Below are 21907 nucleotides of genomic sequence, written 5' to 3'. Positions count from 1 at the left end.
GTGGCCCGTTTTTACTTAACAACTTTCAAACTTGGCTTACCACTTGGCCGTGAGCCAGGTTGTCCATCAGTACTTGGACTGGTTGGAGTAGGCTCTGGATCAGTAGGCGTTTGCTCTACTTCAAAGACCATGCCTTGTCCATTTTCCTTGGCATAAATCGCCATCACTGCACCTGTAGGTACATAAACATGCATGGGTGATCCACCAAACCGTCCATTAAATTCAATCTGCTCATTACTCATTAACAAGTCCCGCACAGCAACAGGAGAGATATTGAGTACGATCTGATCATCCTTAATGAACTCTTGCGGTACAACCACACCAGCTTGCGCTGTATTGACTAATACATAAGGGGTACAGTTGTTGTCGACTATCCACTCATATAATGCTCTCATGATATATGGGCGGCTACTGCTCATTGACATCAATTGTCTCCTTTGTTTGGCGGGTATCTAGTTTTTTGGTGAGCATTAAGAGGGCCAAAGCCCTCTGACTTCATAGCGAAAACACAGAGTCTGCTTTGCCTAGATACGCATTTCCTTTTCAGCCTCTGACAAGCTTTCTTTGAACGACTCCCTAGCAAATAACCGCTCAGAATACTCAATCAAAGGTCGAGCTTGTTTTGGCAGCTCAATACCCATTACTGGTAATCGCCATAAAACTGGAGCAACACAACAGTCAACCAGCGTAAACTCTTCACTCATGAAAAAGGGCTTTTCCATAAAGATGGGGGTAGTAGATACCAAGCTTTCTCTCAGCTCTTTACGCACCCTGTTTGCAGTTGTCTCTTTGGTTTTAGTATCCAGCAATGTATCTACCTTGGTGGCCCAGTCCTTGGCAATTCGGTGCATCCACAACCGACTTTGTGCCCGAGCTACAGGGTAGACTGGCAGCAATGGTGGATGGGGGAAGCGCTCATCGAGATACTCCATCATCACATTGGCTTCATACAAGATTAAATCTCGATCCAAAAGTGTTGGCAGACTATTGTATGGATTAAGATCAGCGAGTTCGGCAGGTTTATTTTCAGGATCAACATCCTGAATATCAACAGCCACACCTTTCTCAGCAAGAACTATTCTAACGCGATGACAATAATGATCCTTAGGATCGGAGTAAAAAGTCATTGAGGAACGTTTGGCGACTACGCCCATGTTTAACCCCACATTTTGACTGAACCAAAAAACAAACAATGCGCGTACTCCTAAGAGCACACGCTGTTAACCTTAGCTAAAAAGCTATTGTACCAAGCAATGACTGCTTAGTGTACGTCTTTCCAAAACTCTCGCTTCAGCAAGTATGCAAAAACAAAGAATACTGCCAAAAACAATAGCACATAGACACCAACTCGTTTCCGCTCTAGCTGAGCAGGTTCTCCTGCATAAGCTAAAAAAGTCACCAAGTTTTTGGTCGCTTCTTTATACTCTTGCTCTGACATTGATCCTTCTTTACCTGTAATAGGTTTAAACCCACACATGCGCTCACCTGTTAAAGTATCACGCGTTGAGGGATCAGTATCACCACAAGTATCTTCCTGAAGCCCCTGAAGCTCTGCAAGCACGTGCGGCATAGCTACATCAGGAAATACTTTATTATTGACGCCCCAAGGACGCTTGGGGTCAACATAAAAAGTATTCAGGTAAGTGTATAACCAATCTGTACCTCGCACCCTAGCCACAAGGGTCAAGTCAGGAGGTGCAGCACCAAACCAAAGTTTAGCCTCATCATCACGCATGGCATTTTCCATTAGGTCGCCAATTTTTGCGTCATCAAAGACCAAATTATCCATAAAAAGCTCATGAGGAATGCCTAAATCATCAGCCACTCGCTCATAGCGCTGAAACTCTGTACTGTGGCAGCCCATACAGTAGTTTATATAAAGCTTGGCACCTTCTTGCAAAGCCGCCTTATCTTCCAAGTTGATATCAACATGGGTCAATGGATAACCACTGCCACCTGCGGCCATTACAGCAACAGGCATCCATGCTAATAACAACGCAATCAGTTGCTTTTTCATTAGCCTGTCACCCTCTCTGGAACTGGTTTAGTCTTCTCTACCCGTGTGTACCATGGCATCAACAGAAAAAATAAGAAGTAAATGACCGTACATACTTGGGACCAAAACGTTCGAGTGTCAGTGGCAGGCACAGCACCTAAATAGCCCAACCATAAGAAGCTAACAGCAAACAACACAATGGCTACTTTACTCATCCATCCCTTATAGCGGATAGATTTGACTGGGCTACGATCTAACCAGGGCAGAACAAATAAAATAGCAATCGCTGCCCCCATAGCAATAACGCCCATTAGTTTATCAGGAATTGCCCGCAAAATGGCATAAAAAGGCGTAAAATACCAAACAGGTGCAATATGATCCGGGGTTTTCAAGCTATTTGCCTGTTCAAAATTAGGTTTTTCAAGGAAAAACCCTCCCATTTCAGGGAAAAAGAACACAACAATACAAAACACAAATAAGAAAACAACAACACCCACAATATCCTTAACGGTGTAGTAAGGATGAAAAGGAATACCATCTAAAGGTATACCATTAGTGTCTTTTTTCTTTTTAATCTCAATACCATCGGGGTTGTTAGAACCAACCTCATGCAGTGCTAAGATGTGCAAGACAACCAGACCAACCAGCACTAGAGGTAAGGCAATTACATGTAATGCAAAAAAGCGGTTGAGGGTAATATCAGAGATTAAGTAATCCCCTCTAATCCACTGTTGTAAATCAGCACCTATCACAGGAATAGCACCAAACAGTGAAATAATAACCTGAGCCCCCCAATAGGACATTTGCCCCCACGGTAACAGGTACCCCATAAATGCTTCAGCCATTAATAATAAATAAATGGCCATACCAAATATCCATACTAGCTCTCGAGGTGTACGGTATGATCCGTATAAAATACCGCGAAACATGTGCAAATAAACCACAACGAAAAATGCAGAAGCTCCTGTCGAGTGCAAGTAGCGAATCAGCCAACCCCATTCAACATCACGCATAATATATTCGACGGAAGCAAATGCCTCTTCAGCCGATGGTTTATAGCTCATAGTCAGCCAGATACCCGTCAATAGCTGGTTAACGAGTACCAATAAAGCCAGAGAGCCAAAAAAGTACCAAAAATTAAAGTTCTTCGGCGCGTAATATTTACTTAAGTGTTCTTCCCACATCTTTGTGGCGGGAAAACGCGCATCGACCCAGGCCATGAATCTTTGCATTCTGCTCATATTAAGCGTTCTCCTCATCAATCCCGATGATTAGGGTGTTTTCATCCTCAAATGAGTAAGGGGGCACCTCTAGATTCAGCGGTGCAGGCACTCCTTTATAAACCCTGCCAGCTAAATCAAACTTGGAGCCATGACAGGGACAGTGAAAGCCTCCCAGCCATTGTTCATCGAAATCCATGGCCTTAACTTCAGGATGATATTTTGGAGAGCAGCCCAGGTGTGTACATAAGCCAACCAACACTAAAAGTTCTGGTTTACGTGAACGATACTCATTTTTTGCATATTCAGGCTGTTGCTCCTCATTTGAACCAGGATCAGCAACACGCTCATCCATTTTTTTGATGTTGGCTAAACTTTCTTCCGTTCGCCGGACAACAAATACAGGCTTACCTCGCCACTCAGCAACAACTTGCTGACCTGGCTCCACCTTGGCGATGTTCACTTTAACTGGGGCTCCCGCGGCCTTAGCCTTGGCACTTGGGTTCCAGGATTTTACAAATGGGATGGCGACTCCCACTGTACCAACAGCCCCTACTACTGACGTAGCGCCCACAAGAAAGCGACGCCGGGTTTTATTCACGCCGTCATTCGTCATTAAATTATTCTCCCCATCAGAGACATGACCCGTCGAATTTGCAGCTGAAGAATCAGAACAGATATAAAGCGTCAGACTTATAAAAATGATTAAAATTTTGCGAATGTTAAAGAAAATCCCTTCACCTAGCAACCTTAAGGGTATTTTGTAAGACTTAAGAAGTGAAAATGCTCAACGCTTAAGCAAAAAAATACCCGGTCAATGCCGGGTATTTTACAGCCACAATGAAGTGGGCAATGTAAATGCGTAAATTAACGCTTGGAGAACTGAGGACGCTTACGCGCTTTACGCAATCCAACTTTCTTACGCTCAACCTCACGCGCATCACGAGTAACATAACCCGCTTTACGCAATGAAGGACGGAGATTGTTATCGTAATCCATCAGGGCACGAGTAATACCATGACGAATTGCACCTGCTTGACCAGCAGCACCACCACCAGTCACAGTAATTTTTATATCAAACTTGTCAGTCAATTCGACCAGCTCTAAAGGCTGACGAACGACCATGCGAGCAGTTTCACGACCAAAGTACTGATCCAGCTCACGACCATTAACAATAATTGCACCAGAACCTGATTTCAGGAAGACACGAGCAGTCGAAGACTTACGACGACCTGTTCCATAGTATTGAGTAGCAGACATAGCCAGACCTTATCTTAAATTTCCAGAACCTGTGGTTGTTGCGCAGTATGGGGATGCTCAGTACCAGCATAGACTTTTAGCTTGCGATACATCGCACGACCCAGTGCATTCTTAGGCAGCATGCCTTTTACTGCGGACTCAATTACACGTTCAGGTGCTTTATTGATCAGGCCCTCAAAGTTGATGCTACGCAATCCACCAGGGTAGCCAGTGTGGCTGTGATACATCTTATCTTTGCTCTTATTCCCGGTTACCCGGACTTTTTCAGCATTGATAACAACAATGTAATCACCAGTATCAACGTGAGGTGTATACTCTGGCTTATGCTTGCCGCGTAAACGACGAGCAAGTTCAGTAGCAAGACGACCCAGGGTCTTATCTGCTGCATCTACAATGTACCAGTCACGCTTTACTGTTTCTGGCTTAGCACTAAACGTTTTCATTAAACAATTGCCTCATTGACCGAATAAATTACCGGCAAAACCAAACACCCCTATCACCTTGGCTTGAGATGTAAAGTGATGTTTGCGTTTAAGGGGCATTAGACGTTGGGAAACGAATGCGCAATTATACGCATCAGGCTAAATTTTAAAAGTCCTAAGCGACCTGAAAGACACTTTGGCAACCGAAAACTGACAAAACTCTACAATATAACTCAGTCAGAATACTTCCAAAGCCATGCAAGAGCGCTATATACCTCACAAAACAAATGTCAGCGAGCTTTTAAACATACCAGGCTGATACGCTTACTAGCTTTTGTACAGATATCAAGTACGAGACTAAAAACATCATTCTACGCGCGAACAGGCTACAACAGACTTTGCTATCCATTCTCAGCTAGGACTTATCTCATGGACTATAGACCATTAGCAAACACTTCGCTAAATGTGAGCCAGCTCTGTTTAGGTACAATGACCTGGGGGGAACAAAACAGTAAAGCTGATGCTTTTCAACAGCTTGACTATGCTACCAGCCACGGGGTTAATTTTATTGATACTGCAGAGCTCTACCCAGTCCCACCCAAAGCCAACACCTATGCCACTACAGAAAAAATTCTTGGCAAATGGCTAAACCTGCACGGGCATAGGAGCAACCTTATCATCGCAACTAAAGCTGCTGGACCCGGAGACTGGGTCAGTTATATCAATGAAACAGGACCAACTTTAAAACATACAGACATTATGCGTGCTGTAGAAGGCTCTTTAAAACGCTTAAACACTGATTATATCGACCTTTATCAAATACACTGGCCAGGGCGCAGCACAAATTTTTTTGGTCAACTAGGTTATCAGTTTGCTGAAGATAGCCCTGACATTGCATCCATTGAAGAAACGCTTTTTGCTCTAAACTCGCTAGTAAAGAGTGGTAAAGTACGATACATAGGTGTTTCCAATGAGACACCCTGGGGGGTTAGTCAATACCTACAACTTGCGGATAAGCATAACTGGCCCAGGATTGTCAGTATCCAAAACCCTTACAACTTACTCAACAGAACATACGAGGTTGGTCTGGCTGAGTTTGCCCAAAGAGAGTCTGTGGGTTTACTCGCCTATTCTCCCCTGGCATTTGGTGTGCTTTCAGGGAAATACCTTTATGGTGCTAAACCGGTGGGGGCACGTCTAACGCTATTTAGTCGCTTTAGTCGTTATAATAACCACTATGCCCAACAAGCAACTGAGGCTTATGTTCAACTGGCACAGCAGTATGGGCTTAATCCAGCTCAAATGGCATTAGCCTTTGTCAATAGCCAGCCATTCACAACTAGCACAATCATAGGTGCAACAACCATTGATCAATTAAAAACCAATATTGCCAGCAGGAAAATAACCTTACCTAATGAGATTCTGGATGGGATAGCACAAATCCACCAACAGTATTCAAACCCTGCCCCATAGGCTCAAAAATAAAAGGCTCAACTCACTTTACTCCCAAAAGACCAAGAGTGCTTGAGCCTTCTCAGCACCTAAGCCTGGTGTGGTCGCGCCAAATACTCATGTGACTGCATTTCTTGTAAGCGACTGACAGTGCGCTTAAATGGAAAGCTCAGATTCTGCCCTTGATAAAGCTCCGTAACAGCTACAGCTGCAGACATAATCACATTCACATTGCGATCATAAAACTCATCAATCAAATTGATAAAACGACGCGCTAGGTCATCATCTTTTGCGGTAAGCTGAGGAATTTCATCCAGTAATACTGTATGAAACTGCCGGCTGATCTCAATATAGTCATTTTGACTACGCGGTCCATCGCAGAGTTGAGCAAATGAAAACCAGACAATACCATCACACACCTTTTTAAAGGGGATATCTCGTCCCAAAATCTCAAGGGTGGCATCTTCAACAATATTACCCTCACCTAATACAGAAAGATTTTTAAAGTTTTCAGTTAACTGCTGTTTGGCTTGCTTATCCAGGGGGTAATGATAAATCTCTGCCTGCTCTAAAACTCTCAATCGGTAATCAATACCACTGTCGACATTAACCACTTCAGTATGTGTCTTTAATAATTCAATTGCCGGCAAAAAGCGCTGTCGCTGTAAACCATCTTTATATAAGTCATCAGGCACAATATTTGACGTCGCTACCAACGTTACACCTCTGGCAAAAAGCTCTTGCAGAAGCCCCGCCAAAATCATGGCATCCGTTATATCAGTGACAAAAAACTCGTCAAGACAAATAATACGAAAGTCTGCGGATAATTTTTGTGCCACTTGCTCTAGTGGATTTTTTTCGCCTGGAATGGCTTTTAATTCCTGATGGACGCGCATCATAAAGCGGTGAAAATGAGTACGCCATTTCTGTTGGGTTGTCAGGCTTTCAAAAAACGTATCGACGAGGTAAGTCTTGCCTCTGCCAACCCCTCCCCAGAAATAGAGACCTTTAATAGGTGCTTCTACTTTTTTTATGCGAAAAAATAGCCAGGAACGTTTAGCTGGCCGGATTGATGCCGATTGCAGTGCCTCATATAGACGCTGAAGGTGTTTTACCGCCTGCTCTTGTGCTGCATCGTATAAGAAATCCTCTCGTTGTAAATCCCGCTGGTAACGCTCAATAGGGCTCATGGTAAATACTCTTAGCTTTTTTATACTTCAAAGTAAAAGGCACAGTCAGCTGTGCTCAAATACTGTCAGCGAATATTACGGAGGCTTGCGATCCCCCCCTCTTTATGTGTTTAATGTCCCTGCACGCTAGGAAACTTTAATGGCCACGCCTATAAATGGCAACTCAATGAAAATATGATGAAATCTAGGCTGGCCACAAAAACGTCACAAGCATTGAAACACAATCAACACTAAACCTGCACAAATCTTGCTTGAGTAATTTTTATTTCAGTACAAGTGAGAGGGGGGTAACAACATGGAACTGACAGAGAATCTTTGGCTTGCCTGCAGTATTAGCTTTGTCATCGGCTCAATCATCGGCGCATGGCTTTATCGAGCCTCAACGAGCGGTGTAGAGAGAAGCCAGTTAGAGGCAAAGCTGTCCGCCATGGAAAAGCAAATGCAAAAACACCAACAAAACCTTGATGAACACTTTAATCAAACAGCCCAGCTTTTTAACCGTGTCACCGATGCTTACAAAGACTTGCAGGTACATATGGCAAATGGTGCGGCGTCACTGAGTCAAGATCCATCGGCATCTCACCAACTCTCTGATGCTTTATTAGCAAGCCAGACTCTGTCACCAGAGCAACCACCTGAGAGTCGTGAAAAAAGTGATGACACCCTATTATCACCTCCCAAGGACTACGCCCCCAAATCAACTCCGGATGAAAAAGGGACTCTTTCTGAAGAGTTTGGCTTGCAACAGCCAATACAACCACAACCTGCTAAATAGCTTGTTTAATCTCACTGGTTGTATTTGGCGTGATCACTATTGTTTGCTGTTTACTGACATCAAAAGGCTGAATGGACTGCAATAAGTAGTCCATTACAGGACCCGCTTCCACAGGGCTAGAAAGAAACGCTGGTAACCACTCAGGTTTTTTAGCCATACCCCGCTCAATCATTTCATTAATAATCGGTAAAAAACGAAAACCAGTTTTACCAATAAATAAGTTGCGAATAGGCTGTGTTTTATAGAGTTGTACTGCCTGGCATAGCCCTTGTAGATACAAATAATCCTTGGTAAAGCCACCACCACGGTGTACTCGGGTTGTTAAGCGAAATGCCTCATCTGGCTTCATATGGTGTTCTTCGGTTAAATACAGCCAAGTATGTCGAAAATCACGATAAAGTAGCATCTGTTCTACAGCAAGGACTCGTAATCCAAGCATTTTTAAGCGCTTTAAAGTCAAATTACCTGAAAAGTGTTCACTTAAAATAGCCAAACCTTCCTGAGTTAGCGTGTTATCTGGCAACCCCAAAGAAAACACCTTTAATGGCTGTAAACCTGCGTTCAAGGTTGTCACCATATGAACACCCAACTCATGATGAGCTAACGCCTGCAGTTCCGTGGCTGTCACCTTGGCATCTTTGCGAACCAATAACGCTCTCCGCCCACTACTCACCATGGCCGCCGCAACCAAACGAGAACTGGTTTCGACTTTACAGTTCAGCCCCCATTCGACAGCTTTTTGCTGCAAAATCTCACGCATTTGCTCAGCATTGTAAGCCGGGCTTTCCTCCTGCTCTGCAATAGCAGGTGCATAGAGTAAAAAGCGCGCATTATCAATATCCTGTTTACCTGGCTCACCATAGTAACGTAAAGAGTTATAAATAAACCGCTCAGTACCAATACTCACCAACAAATCAACCTTCATAGAGATAGTATCAATAACCTCACGATACAATTGCTGAATCCCTGCATCTCGGATTTCATCAACGGGTAGACGATATAATTTTTCTCTTAGTAAATAAGGGTCCATTGCCAACTGGCGATAGGTAAACTCAGGCTGATACTTTGTTCTGTGCGAAAAAAACCGCTTCATTTCATGAGCGATATTTATAGGGTTAACATACTGTAGCGTGCTTACACCTTTTGCCAACTGATATAATGCTCGATCAACCCGCTTAATAGCGGGGTCAACTAAGCTGGCCAGCATATGCTTGCGTTTGGCCTGTTTTTTCTTTGTAAAGCGCCTCGCAAAAAATGCTGCTGTATCCACTACAGTATGCTTCATTCCTTCACTTAAACTCTGCAATACTAATGGATAAAGCTCACCACTCTTTTCATCCATGAACACTTTTTTAATTTCTGTTGGGATAACCAAGGTATTTTCAAAGCGGCTGTTTACATGAGCAATCATATAGCCTCGCCCATAAAATACTCGGTTAATTTCCACACTGGTCTTCAAGTTAGGTAGCTGCAAGGACTCCAGACAGTTTTGATAACGCTCTATGATTGGCGTCCAACGATCCATATCTACCTGCTCTAACCCTAAGTTAAATACAGGAGCATCATCAGATTGTCGGCCTTTGTTATAGGAATGAATATCAAATACCAAACTAGCACCAAAACGCTGCTCTAGTGCAGCTATCAATGCATCAAGAATACGGTAAAACTGGCGATGCTTTTCAGCACTTCGATGCCACTGCTTATCCGTTAAAGGTGAGCGCCAAACTTTTAACCCCCAAGCTCTCTTATAAACACATTGAGCTAATGGACGGTTTAAGTCGTATTCATATCTGGAGTCACAGGCTACCAATGTTATTGGTAATGAACGGATCAATTCTCCGGTATATGGATCTTCCTCAAAATAGCGCTGGTCGGTATCTAATAGACAGCGATTAACTAACTCCGAGCGTAACTGGCTTCCATTATGAATAGCAGTACAAATAAAAGGCACATAATCTTCAACTTTAATCTGAAAAGAGCCATCTTCAATACTGCACTCAAAGAGTTCACCTGCTTTAATGGCTTTGACAATGTCAGCTTCAGTACGACTCTGCATCTTCAATCACCTTGCGAAACTCAGTTTTTCGCTGCGCTATCATTTCTTTAGCAGAAACTACATTTTCCACAAAATCGATCACTTTCTTCTGCAGTTTGGTCCTATTAAGGCGGTTAATACGTGTAATTCCACCAGGGCTTAATACATTTACCTCGATCAGCTTGCCATGAATGACATCAAGCCCCACAAAAAACAATCCATCTCGCACCAGTTTAGGGCCTATTGCCTGGCATAAAGCTTTTTCTTCTTTAGTCAATACATGTTTAACTTCCGTGCCACCGGCGTGAATATTTGAGCGCACATCATTTTCCGCAGGGCGGCGACGCATAGCACCTATAGGCTCACCATTCAACATAAGGATGCGCACATCTCCGTGCTCAGCCCCTGGAACATATTCTTGTAAAATGACATAGTTGCTTTTATCACCACTGCCAATATAAAAATCCAAAAGTGAGCGAAAGCTTTGTCGCGCTCGTTTTTCAATAACGATAACACCCTGTCCACCAAAACCATTTAGAGGTTTCAGGATCATTCGATCTGCCTCATTCTCCATTAACACTCGCTCTAAATACTCACGGCTTTTAGAAACATGTGTAACAGGAATATACTTTTGCGCTTCACCACTAAAAGAAGCGGTGTACAGTTTATTATTGGCAATACGCAAACCATCAATATCATTCATTATGAATGTATCGTCTCGAACTGAGTCCAAAAAGTTTAGCGCTACAGTATCCAGAGGTGGATTTGCCCGCATAATAATGACATCAAAGCCTGCCAGCGGCAGCTTGGAACGCTTAAAGTCAGCCGTTTTATAAAAGCTAGGGATATTACTGGTCAGTTTTGTCGTTTTCTTAAATACATTACAAAACGCATGCGCTGTATTATCACGAATTGTTAGACTGTTAGGCGTTGTCAAGGCCACAGTATGTCCACGACTTACTGTTTCATGTATCAAGCGCAGAGTCGTATCTGTCTCAGGAGAAATCCGCTCCCAAGGATACATAAGAAAACAAATTTTCACTTATTACGCTCCAAAGGCTGGATTGGAACAGGTTAATTGATAGCTGCACCACACTGCGGAAAAGATACAGGGAGTATCATCAGTAGGAAGAGTAAGTCAGTGCAACCTAAGTATCCTTTTATACTGAATCGACCAGAAAAACAATCTTTTTATCTTGCTTATCAACAAAGAAATATAGATCAATCCTAACTACTTGAAGGTCACTTTCAAAAACACCTTTGTCCAGGTTCTACTTGGCACCTACCTCAAAATACCTCAAATGTTACTTTAAAAGTGGTTAGGGGAAAGCAAAATACAGGTATTGCATTAACACATCCTTCTATTCACTTAATACTGTTTTTTTATAGGTAATTTCCCTACAGATGAACAACTAAAAACGGCTAAGTAGCCAGCGATAAATTTAAACGCACCCTATTAACCAGTTCTACAATAAAGGCACCAAACATTCCAAACATAATGGCCAGCAAGCAACCAATGGTAATCAAAAGCATTTTACTTATACCCTTTGGTTGCAAGCTTTGTGTTGCGGTCTCGATAATCACCCCTCCTTGCAATTCACTTAGCTGGTTTTCCAAAGTGGTAACCTTCATGAGTAACTCCATTGTTTTAGCCGGTGGTGCATGCCCATCCACTTGCTCCAACGTTTTCTTAGTAGACAACAGCTGTTGCTTAATACTTCTTGAAGCCTGTTCAACAATTTCAGTTTGTGCAGCATGAATTTTTTCAACAATAATTTTATGAAACTCGCTCACTTTATCTTTACCAGCTAAACGGGCATCACTGGAAATCATAATTAAACCGGTATCTTTAAGCGCTTGGAAAGATACTTTAAAAGGTAAATCTTGAAGTTGATATCGCTGGGTAAACTCACGAGATACTTGCGGATAGTAAACTCTATTTGCTTTCTGAACGACAGCTTGAGGAGGCTCAATATAGTCACTCCAGCTACGTTTAGCTAATTGGTAAATACTGACAAAAGTATATGCATCAGGCTTAATTAAAGCCACCGCTACTGTTACAACAATAATTGTCGCAGTAATGCCACACAACCAACGCCAATGGTTCACCAACACCTTAATAATATCAACTAAAGAAATTTCATCATCTACTGACGCTAACGGCTGTAATGCATGACTGTTTTTGATAGGTACTTGATTATCCATAGCTCTCGCAGTCCTTGCGATGTTTAGTACAAAATGACGTATAGTACTCTTATTTAATTATCATTATTTTTAAAAGTAGCACATAAAGTCAGCCGCTTTAAAAATACAATAACTTTGTCAACAAATTACCATCAACATGATTTTTTGATGATCAAAAAAACACCAAAAACAAAAAAAGCCGGCGATGCCGGCTAAGTCGTTCACATGTAAACTATTTTATTTTTTACTGTTCATCTAAATAACGTTCTGCATCAAGTGCGGCCATACATCCAGTACCGGCAGAAGTGATTGCTTGGCGATAAACATAGTCCATCACATCTCCAGCGGCGTACACACCAGGTATACTTGCTGCTGTCGCATTGCCATTAAGCCCACTATTAACCTTAATATAGCCATCTTTCATTTCTAACTGGTCTACAAACAAACTTGTGTTAGGTGTATGACCAATGGCAATAAAAACGCCGGTTACATTAATGTCAGTCACCTCGCCTGATTTAACATTTTTAACACGAATACCTGTTACGCCCTGATCATCGCCCAATACCTCTTCCAAGGTATTATCCAACACCAGCTTTATATTGCCGTTGTTAACCTTATCAAACAGCTTTTGCTGCAGTATTTTTTCAGCGCGAAACTCATCACGTCGATGAACCAGTGTTACTGATTTAGCAATATTTGATAGATAAAGTGCTTCCTCAACCGCTGTATTACCACCACCAATGACCGCAACATCTTGTTGTTTATAAAAAAAGCCATCACAAGTAGCACAAGCAGATACACCTTTTCCTTTGTAAGCCTCTTCACTGGGCAGACCTAAGTAACGGGCACTTGCCCCCGTTGCTACAATCAACGCATCACAAGTATAAACACCGCTATCACCTTCTAATCGAAAAGGACGCTGAGATAAATCTGCCTTATTGATATGGTCAAAGATAATCTCTGTATTAAAGCGCTCTGCATGTTCACGCATCCGCTCCATCAAAGCAGGACCTTGTAATCCTTCCACATCACCAGGCCAGTTATCCACATCTGTTGTAGTAGTTAACTGTCCACCCATTTGCATGCCGGTAATCAATACAGGGTTAAGGTTAGCTCTAGCAGCGTAGACAGCTGCAGTGTATCCGGCAGGACCTGATCCTAATATCAACAAACGTGCATGCTTTGTATCGGCCATTACTTTTCTCCACTTAATTCTTTGCAAAGCCTTATATAATTCACTGCATTAGCGAGATGCGATTATACTTGCTACTTTCTGAGATACCGCCTTATACAGGCGATTATTCAGTCGACGAGTGAGTCTATTTCACAAAGCGGTAACTTTAACAGTTTCAAAGACTCTTTCGCCCTCTCTTTAGCAAAAAATAACATCCATAACGAGAGATACACAGTCGACAAAGCTTTTCATGTCGCTATGATACGTTAACTAGACAGCCACTGAGTAGTTGATAAAAACAATCAAGCTAATATAAAAAAACTATCAAACATCAAAACACACTGTTTAGCATGTAACACTGTGACCAAATAACCTCAATGTTAGATGAACTTGATACGCATACTATACCTAAAACGAAGGGTTTTTAGGGGCGGCCGTCAAGCGATGAAGCCTCCAGTAGCTTATATTAATAAGTGACTGGGGTGAAAAGCGCCGACAACAAACCCTAAAAATGATTCGTGAAGGGTATATGCTCCACGATATACTACGCAATGACTGTAAAGATTAATCAAAAACCCTTCAGACGCTATGGCTACTATGCAGCAATCCAATCAATCAACGCACTATTTTTTTGCCGGTTTAAAACTAATTTTTCAGCCGGGGATGCGCCGCTTTGTATTTATCCCGCTTACTCTTAATATCATCCTTTTTTCCGTGATGATTTATTATTCTATTGGCTTTATTGATTCACAAATTAGCAACTTCATAGCTTGGCTACCCGAATTCTTAAGTTTTCTTAGTTGGCTTATATGGCCTATAGCCTTAATCCTAATGTGTTTGCTGGTATTTTTTTCATTTTCGTTGATAGCTAATTTTATTGCAGCTCCGTTTAACGGCTTTTTATCAGAAGCGGTGGAGAAACATACTCGCCAACAACAAGGCCTACCAGTATCAGAAACCCCTCTAGACTGGAAAGAGCTTTCTTTGTTGATTCCTAGAACATTAAGCCGCGAGCTTCGAAAGCTAGGCTACATTGTCCCTCGCTGGCTATTATTAGTAATACTGACGTTTATTCCTGTCATTAACTTTATTGCGCCTATTGTCTGGTTGATATGGGGTGCCTGGATGATGGCGGTTCAATATGCCGATTTTCCCGCCGACAATAACAAAGTGCCATTTCCTGCACTTTTGAACAAACTAAAACAACGTAAAAGTATGACTTATAGCTTTGGCGGGCTTGTCTATTTAATGACGCTTATCCCCTTTGTCAACTTACTCGTTATTCCTGCAGCCGTTGCCGGAGGAACAATTCTTTGGGTCAATGAAAAGCTCTACGAGCAATAATATTAACATCATATTTTTTTCACACCTTCGTCATGGTGAAGATGCATAGTCTCTGGTAATTTGACTAGCAGCTTCCCTATGACCCACAAGCCAACCACCATTGCCATTGTCGCTAATACGCCTGTTCTATTTAATCAGGCACATAATACGATGCTGCGCCACTTGATTGATGGCATGCTCCATCATGGGTTACAAGTACAACTAATATGCCCACACACTCAAGAAGAAGACCATCGATATCATCCTGGATTAATCTGTGTAACACCTTCACACATGATGGCATCCAGCAAAAAAAAACTATCACTTTCCCCTATTGCATGGCTTGCTGACTATTGGGCACAAAACCCACCAGACGCCGTATATATTTCCTCACCCAGCTTTATGGGCTGGCAGGTAACACGTTTAGCTTCTCGGCTAGCCATCCAAACAGTGACAGGTTTTTTTGATTTGACAATACCCTCTCACTTTAATTGTGTAAAACATATTGCAAATCACTTGGTTTTGCCTTGGTTTAACAGCAAGAGCAAATATTCACTGGTTAACTCAATCCATCATGCTCGACAATTTCAATCATTACGCCTGAAGCGTTTAGCCATTCTTAGTCACGGAGTTGACAGCAAACGTTTTGCCCCCTGCTACCGCAGTACTGAACTTCGACAGCAGTGGCAAGCAGGCCGTCATGATCTAGTTTTTTTATATACAGGTCCATTGGATCAAGCTCATAATGCTGAACTTGCTCTACGCACATTTCGCATTATCAAAGATCACTTTCCTAGCAAACAGCATAAAATGTTATGTATTGGCAGTGGCAAACAAGCCGAGCATTTAAAACACCGTTTTCCTGGCATCACCTATATAAACCATGTTCCTGCCAGCCAACTGCCAAAAATATATGCGTCTGCCGACATATTACTACAGCCCAATAAACAAGGATTACTGGGCAATACTGTTATAGAGGCAATGGCAAGTGGTGTTGTTGTCGTTGGATTTAAACGAGGCGCAGTGGCTCAACATGTACAAAACCATGTATCAGGCCTGTCAATTTCTTTAAATGGCGGCTGGGTTGATGAAGAAACCTTTATTGATCGGGTATTAGCACTATGTGACCGACCGGATAAAATCGCCTCTATTAAACGTAATGCCCGCTATACGGCATTACGTCAGGACTGGCAGTATGTGACACAGCAGTTCATCCATTTGCTGCTCTCACCTGCACCTTATACTTCCAAAACACAAATACAGCCATCCCCGCTGTAAGAATGAGTTAAAAGCTGTAGACAGGGCCAATGCCAATTCCCCAAAAAATAGCAGTAACTACTTTCATTGATACCAACAAGACAAGGCCCACACACACCACTGATGTAGAAAACAAGAAGCCTCGCTCTGGCGGTATTTCCATCACCCTGGGAATACCTATGTATAATAAATATGCAGTATACCCAATGGCGATAATTATCGCGGTCATAGTAATTGGAATCGAAGGATAAATACCGACAATACCCACTAAATAAAGTGGTGTACCAACATAAGCTGTAAAAATAATACACTTTATTAAGCTAGGGTCAGTACCATAGGTTTTTGCCATCCAGTGAATAAAGGCCCCCATAATAAAAACCGCAACAATAATCGCTAGATAAGACATTAAAGACATCAACAAAGCGCTACCCGCTGTTAATTTAGCAGAATCCAACTCACCAATAGACCAACCTGTCCAGGTTGCGCCAACATACGAGCTAATCGCTGGTACAGCAGCCAAAATTAACACATGAGACAAATAGCGGTGTTTGTTTACCAGTGTTTCCTTGCGAATATCCACCCATTCTTCACGGGGATGTGTGAATAAACCCCAAACATGATTAAGTACCATCGCAAATCTCTCCCTTACATTTGCTTAATCTATAGCACTAAAGGTGTAACTTTAGCTTTTCAAGTTATACAAGATACTATGCCTTTAGCACCTTGTGATAAAACACAATTCACTACCACCTAAACATCTAACCTAATAATAAATAACGTTTTATCAAAGTTTTCTATAGCAAACCGAAACTTACGAATTTTTCTTAATGCTAATTTTGTATTAAAAAACCATGAAAACTTATACAAATATAAACTATTGTAAAAGGTAAAAGGAGGTGCGCTATGAGACAGCTTCATATCCTTACCAACAACATTAAAACCGTCAATCAACTTACCCAACAACTTTACAAGTCAGGAGTAAAAGAGAATAACATCCATGTTGTACATAAAGATCACTCCCTTATCCAGTTTCACGGACTTAATGACAGTAGTTTTTGGCAAGAGCTGGATATTATTCACTGTGGCCAACGCGGCCTACTGATAGGCTTGCTAGTAGGACTCACTGCAGGTAATGGGCTGCTATTGTTTTTCCCTGAAGCCAGTGAGCATCTAGCCCTAATCATCTTTGTTATCGGGCTTTTAACCGCATTTTCCACTTGGGTTGGAGGTATGATAGGCGCTGCACATGACAATTATCGAATAGCGCCTTACCACCACCATTTGAAAAAAGGGAGCTTTTTACTGCTAGTTGATATTGAGCCTAACCAATTAGTAACTGTTAAACAAATAGTGCAACAACAGCATAATGCTCAATATGTAGGTTCTACCTCTACTATCAGCAACCCTTTTAATGGTGGCGAACTAGTCCGTCATGACTTTTAAAAGGGCTTTTACTTACAAAAAGACACTAATGACCAATATATGCCCTAAGGCACTTAAGAACATGTACTACTTTTATAGAACATGTTCTACTTTGACAGTTAAAAAGCCTTACGGGCTATTTGTCAACAGCTTCATTGGTGAGGCTGTGGTCACTTGACGAGTGGTTAGCCAACCTATAGCACCAATTAAGCATGTACCACTAATAGGTAATACAAACCAATACAGCAGGTGAAAGCTAAAATCTAAATTAAAGACTTGCTCGTATAAAAACCAAGTAGTTAATTCGAGCCCAACTACCGCCAAAGTACCAGCCAGTGCACCTAACAGTGCAAACTCTGTAATAATTGTGCGTCGAATACGGGCTGTCTCTGCGCCTAATGCTCGAAGAATAACCGCTTCTTGAAGCCGTTCATCACGACTTGACGCAATCGCAGCAGCTAACACCGCCAGCGCAGCTGCCAACACAAACCCCAGTACACACTCAATGGCTAGCGTTACTTGCGTTAAAATCTGCCGAACCTGTCGTATGACTAAATCAATATCCAATAGCGTCACGCTAGGAAATTGCTTAATCAAGTCAATAATAAAGTGCTCTTGTCCGGGTGGCAGATAAAAACTCAATAAGTTAGTTGCAGCATATTCATCTAATACTTTTTTAGGAAAAATAAAATAAAAGTTCGGTTTAAATGATTCCCAGTTAACTTCACGAATGCTGGTCACTTTTACCGTGAATGTCTGCCCCGTGATATTAAACAGCAATTGATCACCAAGCTTTATGCCTAATTTTTTAGCCAGCTGCGACTCAATGGAAACTTCTTCTGAACTTACCTCCTTCGTCCACCACTGTCCTGCAACTAGTTTATTATCAGCCGGTAACTCATCTGACCATGTAAAATTAAGTTCACGTCGAAGGGCGTTATTATCTTGTGCTTCTTTTGTCACAGCTTGTTTGATAGGCACTTGATTAAGTTCTTGCAATCTTCCCCGGATAATGGGGTAAACAGCTGAGCGACTGACGTTCCCCTGAGTTAATTGCTGTAATAGCTCAGGGACCTGATCAGACATTATATTCATTGCAAAGTAGTTTGGTGTTTCAACAGGAAGTTGCTTCTGCCAATCGCTCAACAAATCAGTTCGTAACAAGAATATGAGCGCCATTACCATCAGAGTTAAACCCAACGCAAGCACTTGCCCCACTACAAACCTCAGATGTCGTAACAAACGACGGCTGGCAAAGCGTAATAACAGTGGTAGTTTTTCACGTTGCAAACGCTTGAGCAGAAGCCTGATCAACGCCAGTAATACCATGCTCAGTACTAATCCAGAACCTAACATAGCGACTAAAATGACTATGGCCAAAACCCAGTCCTGAGTGATCCACCACATCAAAAGGCCTAATGTGAGTACTGCAATACCATACCACAACTGACTTCGAATTGACGGTGGCAATAAATCTCTTCGTAGCACACGCAAGGGAGGAACCTGCTTTAGCTGCAATAAGCTGGGTAACGCAAAACCTAGCATAACGCCTAAACCAGCAAGCAAACCAATACCCCATGGCTGCCAGCCTACTGGGGGAAGTGATGGAGGCAGCAATTCCCCTAAAATTAAAATAACGCCATGATGTATTGCTAACCCTAAAATTGAGCCAATAAGCCAAGTTCCACAGACCAAGCACACCAGTTGCAGCATATGTAACTGCAACACAGCAGCCTGGGTGTACCCTACAGCTCGCATAATCGCAACCGCATCATAGTGTCGCTGTGCATAACGTTGCACACCAACCGCAATGGCAACACCCGCAAGCGCTAATGCAATCAGGCCAGCCAGCCTTAAATATCGCTCTGCTCGTTCTAAAGCATTACTTAATGCTGGTCGATTGGCTTTAACATCCAACAAGCGCTGACTGGGCTGTAATTTGGATGTAAGTCGTGTTTTTAGCTGCTCAATAGTCTCTGGTAAGCCACTAAACAAATAAAAGTAAGCTACTCGACTCCCTGGTTGAATGACTTTCGTTGCAGGCAGCGACTTGAGATTAAGCAAGACTCGAGGAGACAATGTATAAAAGTCACCACTTCTATCTGACTCATAAGTGAGTACCTGGGTCACTTTAAAGTTTGCATCTCCTATCGTTAAAGTCTCTCCAAGCTTAATATTGAGCAACCCAAACAGCCGCGGCTCAAGCCATACCTCTCCTTCTGCAGGGACTGCCTGAGTTTTTTGACCAGGCCCATAAACCTGCTGTCCAACCCTTAACTCACCGCGCAGAGGATACCCCTCACTCACAGCTTTTATAGCCGCCAGCTGAAAATTGTTATTGGCAACGACCACACTTGGAAAAGTGACTGTCTCAGCATGCTTTAGAGGTAAAGTCTTTACTTCAGCCAATAGTGAATCTTGCGCAGGATAAGCACTGCGTAACACCAAGTCAGCCCCAAGCAACTCAGTGGCCTGACGACTCATGACTTTTTCCAAGCGCTCCGTAATGCTGTTTATGGCAACTACTGTGGCAATAGCCACTAATAATGCGGCAATAATGACATTAAGCTCACCTGAACGAATATCACGCAATAACAGACGTATACTTAGCAGTACTCGTTTCATGATGCAGCTACCAACTGTCCAGCATCTATGTGAAGTTGTCTTTGACAAGCACTAGCTAGCTGCATGTCATGGGTTACCAAAATAAGTGTCGTATTTTCCTCTTCATTCAGCTGAAACAATAATTCAATAATACGCTCACCCGTATGCGTATCTAAGTTACCAGTTGGCTCATCCGCAAATAAAATAGGAGGACGATTGACGAAGGCTCGAGCAATAGCAACGCGCTGCTGCTCACCGCCAGAAAGCTGCTTGGGATAGTGCTGCAAACGATGGTCTAACCCTACACGCACCATAAGAGATTTAGCTTCCGTTTCAGGAGAAGGATGTCCAGCAAGTTCCAAAGGCAACATAACATTTTCCAGTGCTGTCAGCGCAGGAATTAAGTGAAATGACTGAAAGACAAAACCTACTTTTTCACCACGAAGCTTGGCTCGCTCATCTTCCCCAAGAGAGCTAATGACTTCACCATTCAACATGATGTCTCCCTGACTGGGTGTATCCAGACCAGCTAATAAACCTAACAAGGTCGACTTGCCAGAACCTGAGGCGCCAACAACAGAGACAGACTCCCCCTGCTTGATCTCAAAGCTAATACCCTCCAATATAGTGAGTACTCCATCGGGGGTTGTAACATGCTTACCGATATTTTTCGCCGCTACAGCACTGGGTATCGACATGGAATTCCTTCTTTCGTATTGGCAACAGACAGTTCGAGTTATTCTGATGACTTTGACACTCAGCTTAACGCAAAATGTATTCGCTAAAACCCTTTTAGTCGTAGGTGATAGCCTGAGTGCTGGTTATGGTTTAGATCCAGCCGCTGGCTGGGTCAACCAACTGGCAGAACGACTTAAAGCTCACGATATTCCTTTATCAGTAGCTAATATAAGCATTAGCGGAGAAACATCCGCTGGCGCATTACGCCGCCTACCCTCTGCACTTGCTAAATATACGCCAACTATCGTACTGATTGAACTCGGAGCTAATGATGGCCTACAAGGGCTTCCTTTAAAGCTTCTTGAGCAAAACCTTCGACAAATGATTCTGCTCTGTAAACAGCAAGGTGCCTTACCAGTACTCTTCACGATGCATATCCCGCCCAACTACGGCAAGCCCTACACAACAGCATTTAGTCAGCTTTTTTCCACCCTCAGCCAAGAACAAAACATTCCACTAATGCCTTTCTTTCTAGAAGGTGTTGCAGGAAATCCAGAGTTTATCCAGGCTGATGGTTTGCACCCCAACCAGGCAGCTCAGCCTATTATTTTGAAAAATGTATGGACTGTACTGGCCCCATTGATTAAACAACAGTTAACGATTGAAGAGAGCGCCACTCAATAATGAAATACCTGTAGCCTGTTTTATAAACAGCTGAATGGCAAACGTATTCAGCTATCATTTTCCTCTTCAATTTAAGAGAGTATTTAAGTGCAACCTGCTCAAGGTTTACCAGAACAGAAAACTTACGAAAAGTGTGTTTAATTGTAGTAATTTTAACAAATTTACATAACTGAAAAGTTTATAAAGCAAGTGAATCATTTTCCAAAACATACTGCTAATTCAATCTGTTCA

General features: G+C 42.4%; 21 protein-coding genes. 6 read left to right on the top strand and 15 right to left on the bottom strand.

The genetic code is table 11. The annotated features are described in order from the left end of the window. Positions 1–11: 11 nt before the first annotated feature. From KHS79_RS00530 to rplM, 7 genes are all read right to left on the bottom strand, one after another. Entirely contained in the window at positions 12–425 is a 414-nt protein-coding gene (locus tag KHS79_RS00530; protein ID WP_325167624.1) for a ClpXP protease specificity-enhancing factor, read from the bottom strand. 99 nt (positions 426–524) lie between these two features. Beyond that, the gene (locus KHS79_RS00525; RefSeq protein WP_212715734.1) at positions 525–1154 is read right to left on the bottom strand and encodes a glutathione S-transferase N-terminal domain-containing protein; all 630 of its coding nucleotides are present in this window, start codon (positions 1152–1154) and stop codon (positions 525–527) included. Positions 1155–1261: 107 nt separating this feature from the next. Next, positions 1262–2017, bottom strand: a complete 756-nt coding sequence (locus KHS79_RS00520; RefSeq protein ID WP_094788395.1) for a cytochrome c1 — start codon at positions 2015–2017, stop codon at positions 1262–1264. Next, positions 2017–3228 carry a cytochrome b gene (locus KHS79_RS00515; protein WP_027706444.1) on the bottom strand — a complete coding sequence of 404 codons (1212 nt, stop codon included), beginning with the start codon at positions 3226–3228 and terminating at the stop codon, positions 2017–2019. Before KHS79_RS00515 ends, KHS79_RS00520 begins: the two co-directional genes overlap by 1 nt. A gap of 10 nt (positions 3229–3238) precedes the next feature. Further along, positions 3239–3832 (bottom strand): ubiquinol-cytochrome c reductase iron-sulfur subunit, encoded by a 594-nt coding sequence (petA, locus tag KHS79_RS00510; RefSeq protein WP_212715732.1) that lies wholly within the window; start codon positions 3830–3832, stop codon positions 3239–3241. Positions 3833–4083: 251 nt separating this feature from the next. Then, positions 4084–4476 carry a 30S ribosomal protein S9 gene (rpsI, locus tag KHS79_RS00505; RefSeq protein ID WP_027706446.1) on the bottom strand — a complete coding sequence of 131 codons (393 nt, stop codon included), beginning with the start codon at positions 4474–4476 and terminating at the stop codon, positions 4084–4086. A 14-nt stretch (positions 4477–4490) separates the two neighbouring features. Beyond that, a complete protein-coding gene (gene rplM, locus KHS79_RS00500; protein ID WP_094788397.1) occupies positions 4491–4919 on the bottom strand; it encodes a 50S ribosomal protein L13 in 429 nt (142 codons plus the stop codon). Between the two features lie 408 nt (positions 4920–5327). Between rplM and KHS79_RS00495 the strand changes: the two genes are divergently transcribed. Beyond that, positions 5328–6371: an NADP(H)-dependent aldo-keto reductase gene (locus KHS79_RS00495; RefSeq protein WP_212715730.1), complete on the top strand. Its 1044-nt coding sequence runs from the start codon at positions 5328–5330 to the stop codon at positions 6369–6371. Positions 6372–6439: 68 nt separating this feature from the next. On the opposite strand, the gene zapE is transcribed toward KHS79_RS00495, so the two are convergent. Continuing rightward, on the bottom strand, positions 6440–7540 hold the full coding sequence (gene zapE / locus KHS79_RS00490; RefSeq protein WP_212715728.1) for a cell division protein ZapE: 1101 nt from the start codon (positions 7538–7540) through the stop codon (positions 6440–6442). 295 nt (positions 7541–7835) lie between these two features. Here zapE and KHS79_RS00485 point away from each other — a divergent pair, with 295 nt between their 5' ends. Further along, positions 7836–8315 (top strand): YhcB family protein, encoded by a 480-nt coding sequence (locus tag KHS79_RS00485; protein ID WP_094788400.1) that lies wholly within the window; start codon positions 7836–7838, stop codon positions 8313–8315. Here the strand turns inward: KHS79_RS00485 and KHS79_RS00480 are convergent. From KHS79_RS00480 to trxB, 4 genes are all read right to left on the bottom strand, one after another. Then, the gene (locus KHS79_RS00480; protein ID WP_212715726.1) at positions 8308–10371 is read right to left on the bottom strand and encodes a flavohemoglobin expression-modulating QEGLA motif protein; all 2064 of its coding nucleotides are present in this window, start codon (positions 10369–10371) and stop codon (positions 8308–8310) included. The genes KHS79_RS00485 and KHS79_RS00480 overlap by 8 nt on opposite strands. Then, the gene (gene gshB / locus KHS79_RS00475; protein ID WP_094788402.1) at positions 10355–11392 is read right to left on the bottom strand and encodes a glutathione synthase; all 1038 of its coding nucleotides are present in this window, start codon (positions 11390–11392) and stop codon (positions 10355–10357) included. The genes KHS79_RS00480 and gshB overlap by 17 nt, the downstream gene beginning before the upstream one ends. Positions 11393–11772: 380 nt before the next feature. Then, on the bottom strand, positions 11773–12555 hold the full coding sequence (locus tag KHS79_RS00470) for a GumC domain-containing protein (protein ID WP_212715724.1): 783 nt from the start codon (positions 12553–12555) through the stop codon (positions 11773–11775). Between the two features lie 223 nt (positions 12556–12778). Continuing rightward, entirely contained in the window at positions 12779–13729 is a 951-nt protein-coding gene (trxB, locus tag KHS79_RS00465; protein ID WP_212715723.1) for a thioredoxin-disulfide reductase, read from the bottom strand. A 567-nt stretch (positions 13730–14296) separates the two neighbouring features. Between trxB and cysZ the strand changes: the two genes are divergently transcribed. Both cysZ and KHS79_RS00455 read left to right on the top strand, forming a co-directional pair. Then, positions 14297–15052, top strand: a complete 756-nt coding sequence (cysZ, locus tag KHS79_RS00460; protein WP_212715721.1) for a sulfate transporter CysZ — start codon at positions 14297–14299, stop codon at positions 15050–15052. 78 nt (positions 15053–15130) lie between these two features. Beyond that, the gene (locus KHS79_RS00455; protein WP_212715719.1) at positions 15131–16309 is read left to right on the top strand and encodes a glycosyltransferase; all 1179 of its coding nucleotides are present in this window, start codon (positions 15131–15133) and stop codon (positions 16307–16309) included. Between the two features lie 7 nt (positions 16310–16316). Here the strand turns inward: KHS79_RS00455 and KHS79_RS00450 are convergent, their stop codons facing one another. Next, positions 16317–16919 carry a Yip1 family protein gene (locus KHS79_RS00450; protein ID WP_027706456.1) on the bottom strand — a complete coding sequence of 201 codons (603 nt, stop codon included), beginning with the start codon at positions 16917–16919 and terminating at the stop codon, positions 16317–16319. Between the two features lie 272 nt (positions 16920–17191). Between KHS79_RS00450 and KHS79_RS00445 the strand changes: the two genes are divergently transcribed. Continuing rightward, the gene (locus KHS79_RS00445; protein WP_027706457.1) at positions 17192–17731 is read left to right on the top strand and encodes a hypothetical protein; all 540 of its coding nucleotides are present in this window, start codon (positions 17192–17194) and stop codon (positions 17729–17731) included. 108 nt (positions 17732–17839) lie between these two features. Here KHS79_RS00445 and KHS79_RS00440 read toward each other — a convergent pair whose 3' ends face one another. Next, positions 17840–20335, bottom strand: a complete 2496-nt coding sequence (locus KHS79_RS00440) for an ABC transporter permease (protein ID WP_212715717.1) — start codon at positions 20333–20335, stop codon at positions 17840–17842. Continuing rightward, entirely contained in the window at positions 20332–21012 is a 681-nt protein-coding gene (locus KHS79_RS00435; RefSeq protein ID WP_212715707.1) for an ABC transporter ATP-binding protein, read from the bottom strand. The genes KHS79_RS00440 and KHS79_RS00435 overlap by 4 nt, the downstream gene beginning before the upstream one ends. Between KHS79_RS00435 and KHS79_RS00430 the strand changes: the two genes are divergently transcribed. Then, positions 21011–21676, top strand: coding sequence for an arylesterase (locus KHS79_RS00430; protein ID WP_233468147.1), 666 nt, complete (start codon positions 21011–21013; stop codon positions 21674–21676). The two genes, KHS79_RS00435 and KHS79_RS00430, sit on opposite strands and share 2 nt — an antisense overlap. Positions 21677–21907: the final 231 nt, after the last annotated feature.

This window comes from Zooshikella ganghwensis, from assembly GCF_018263875.1.
Lineage (GTDB): Bacteria > Pseudomonadota > Gammaproteobacteria > Pseudomonadales > Zooshikellaceae > Zooshikella > Zooshikella ganghwensis.
Note: the sequence above shows the minus strand (reverse complement) of the source record. Positions and strands in the feature narration are given on the sequence as shown.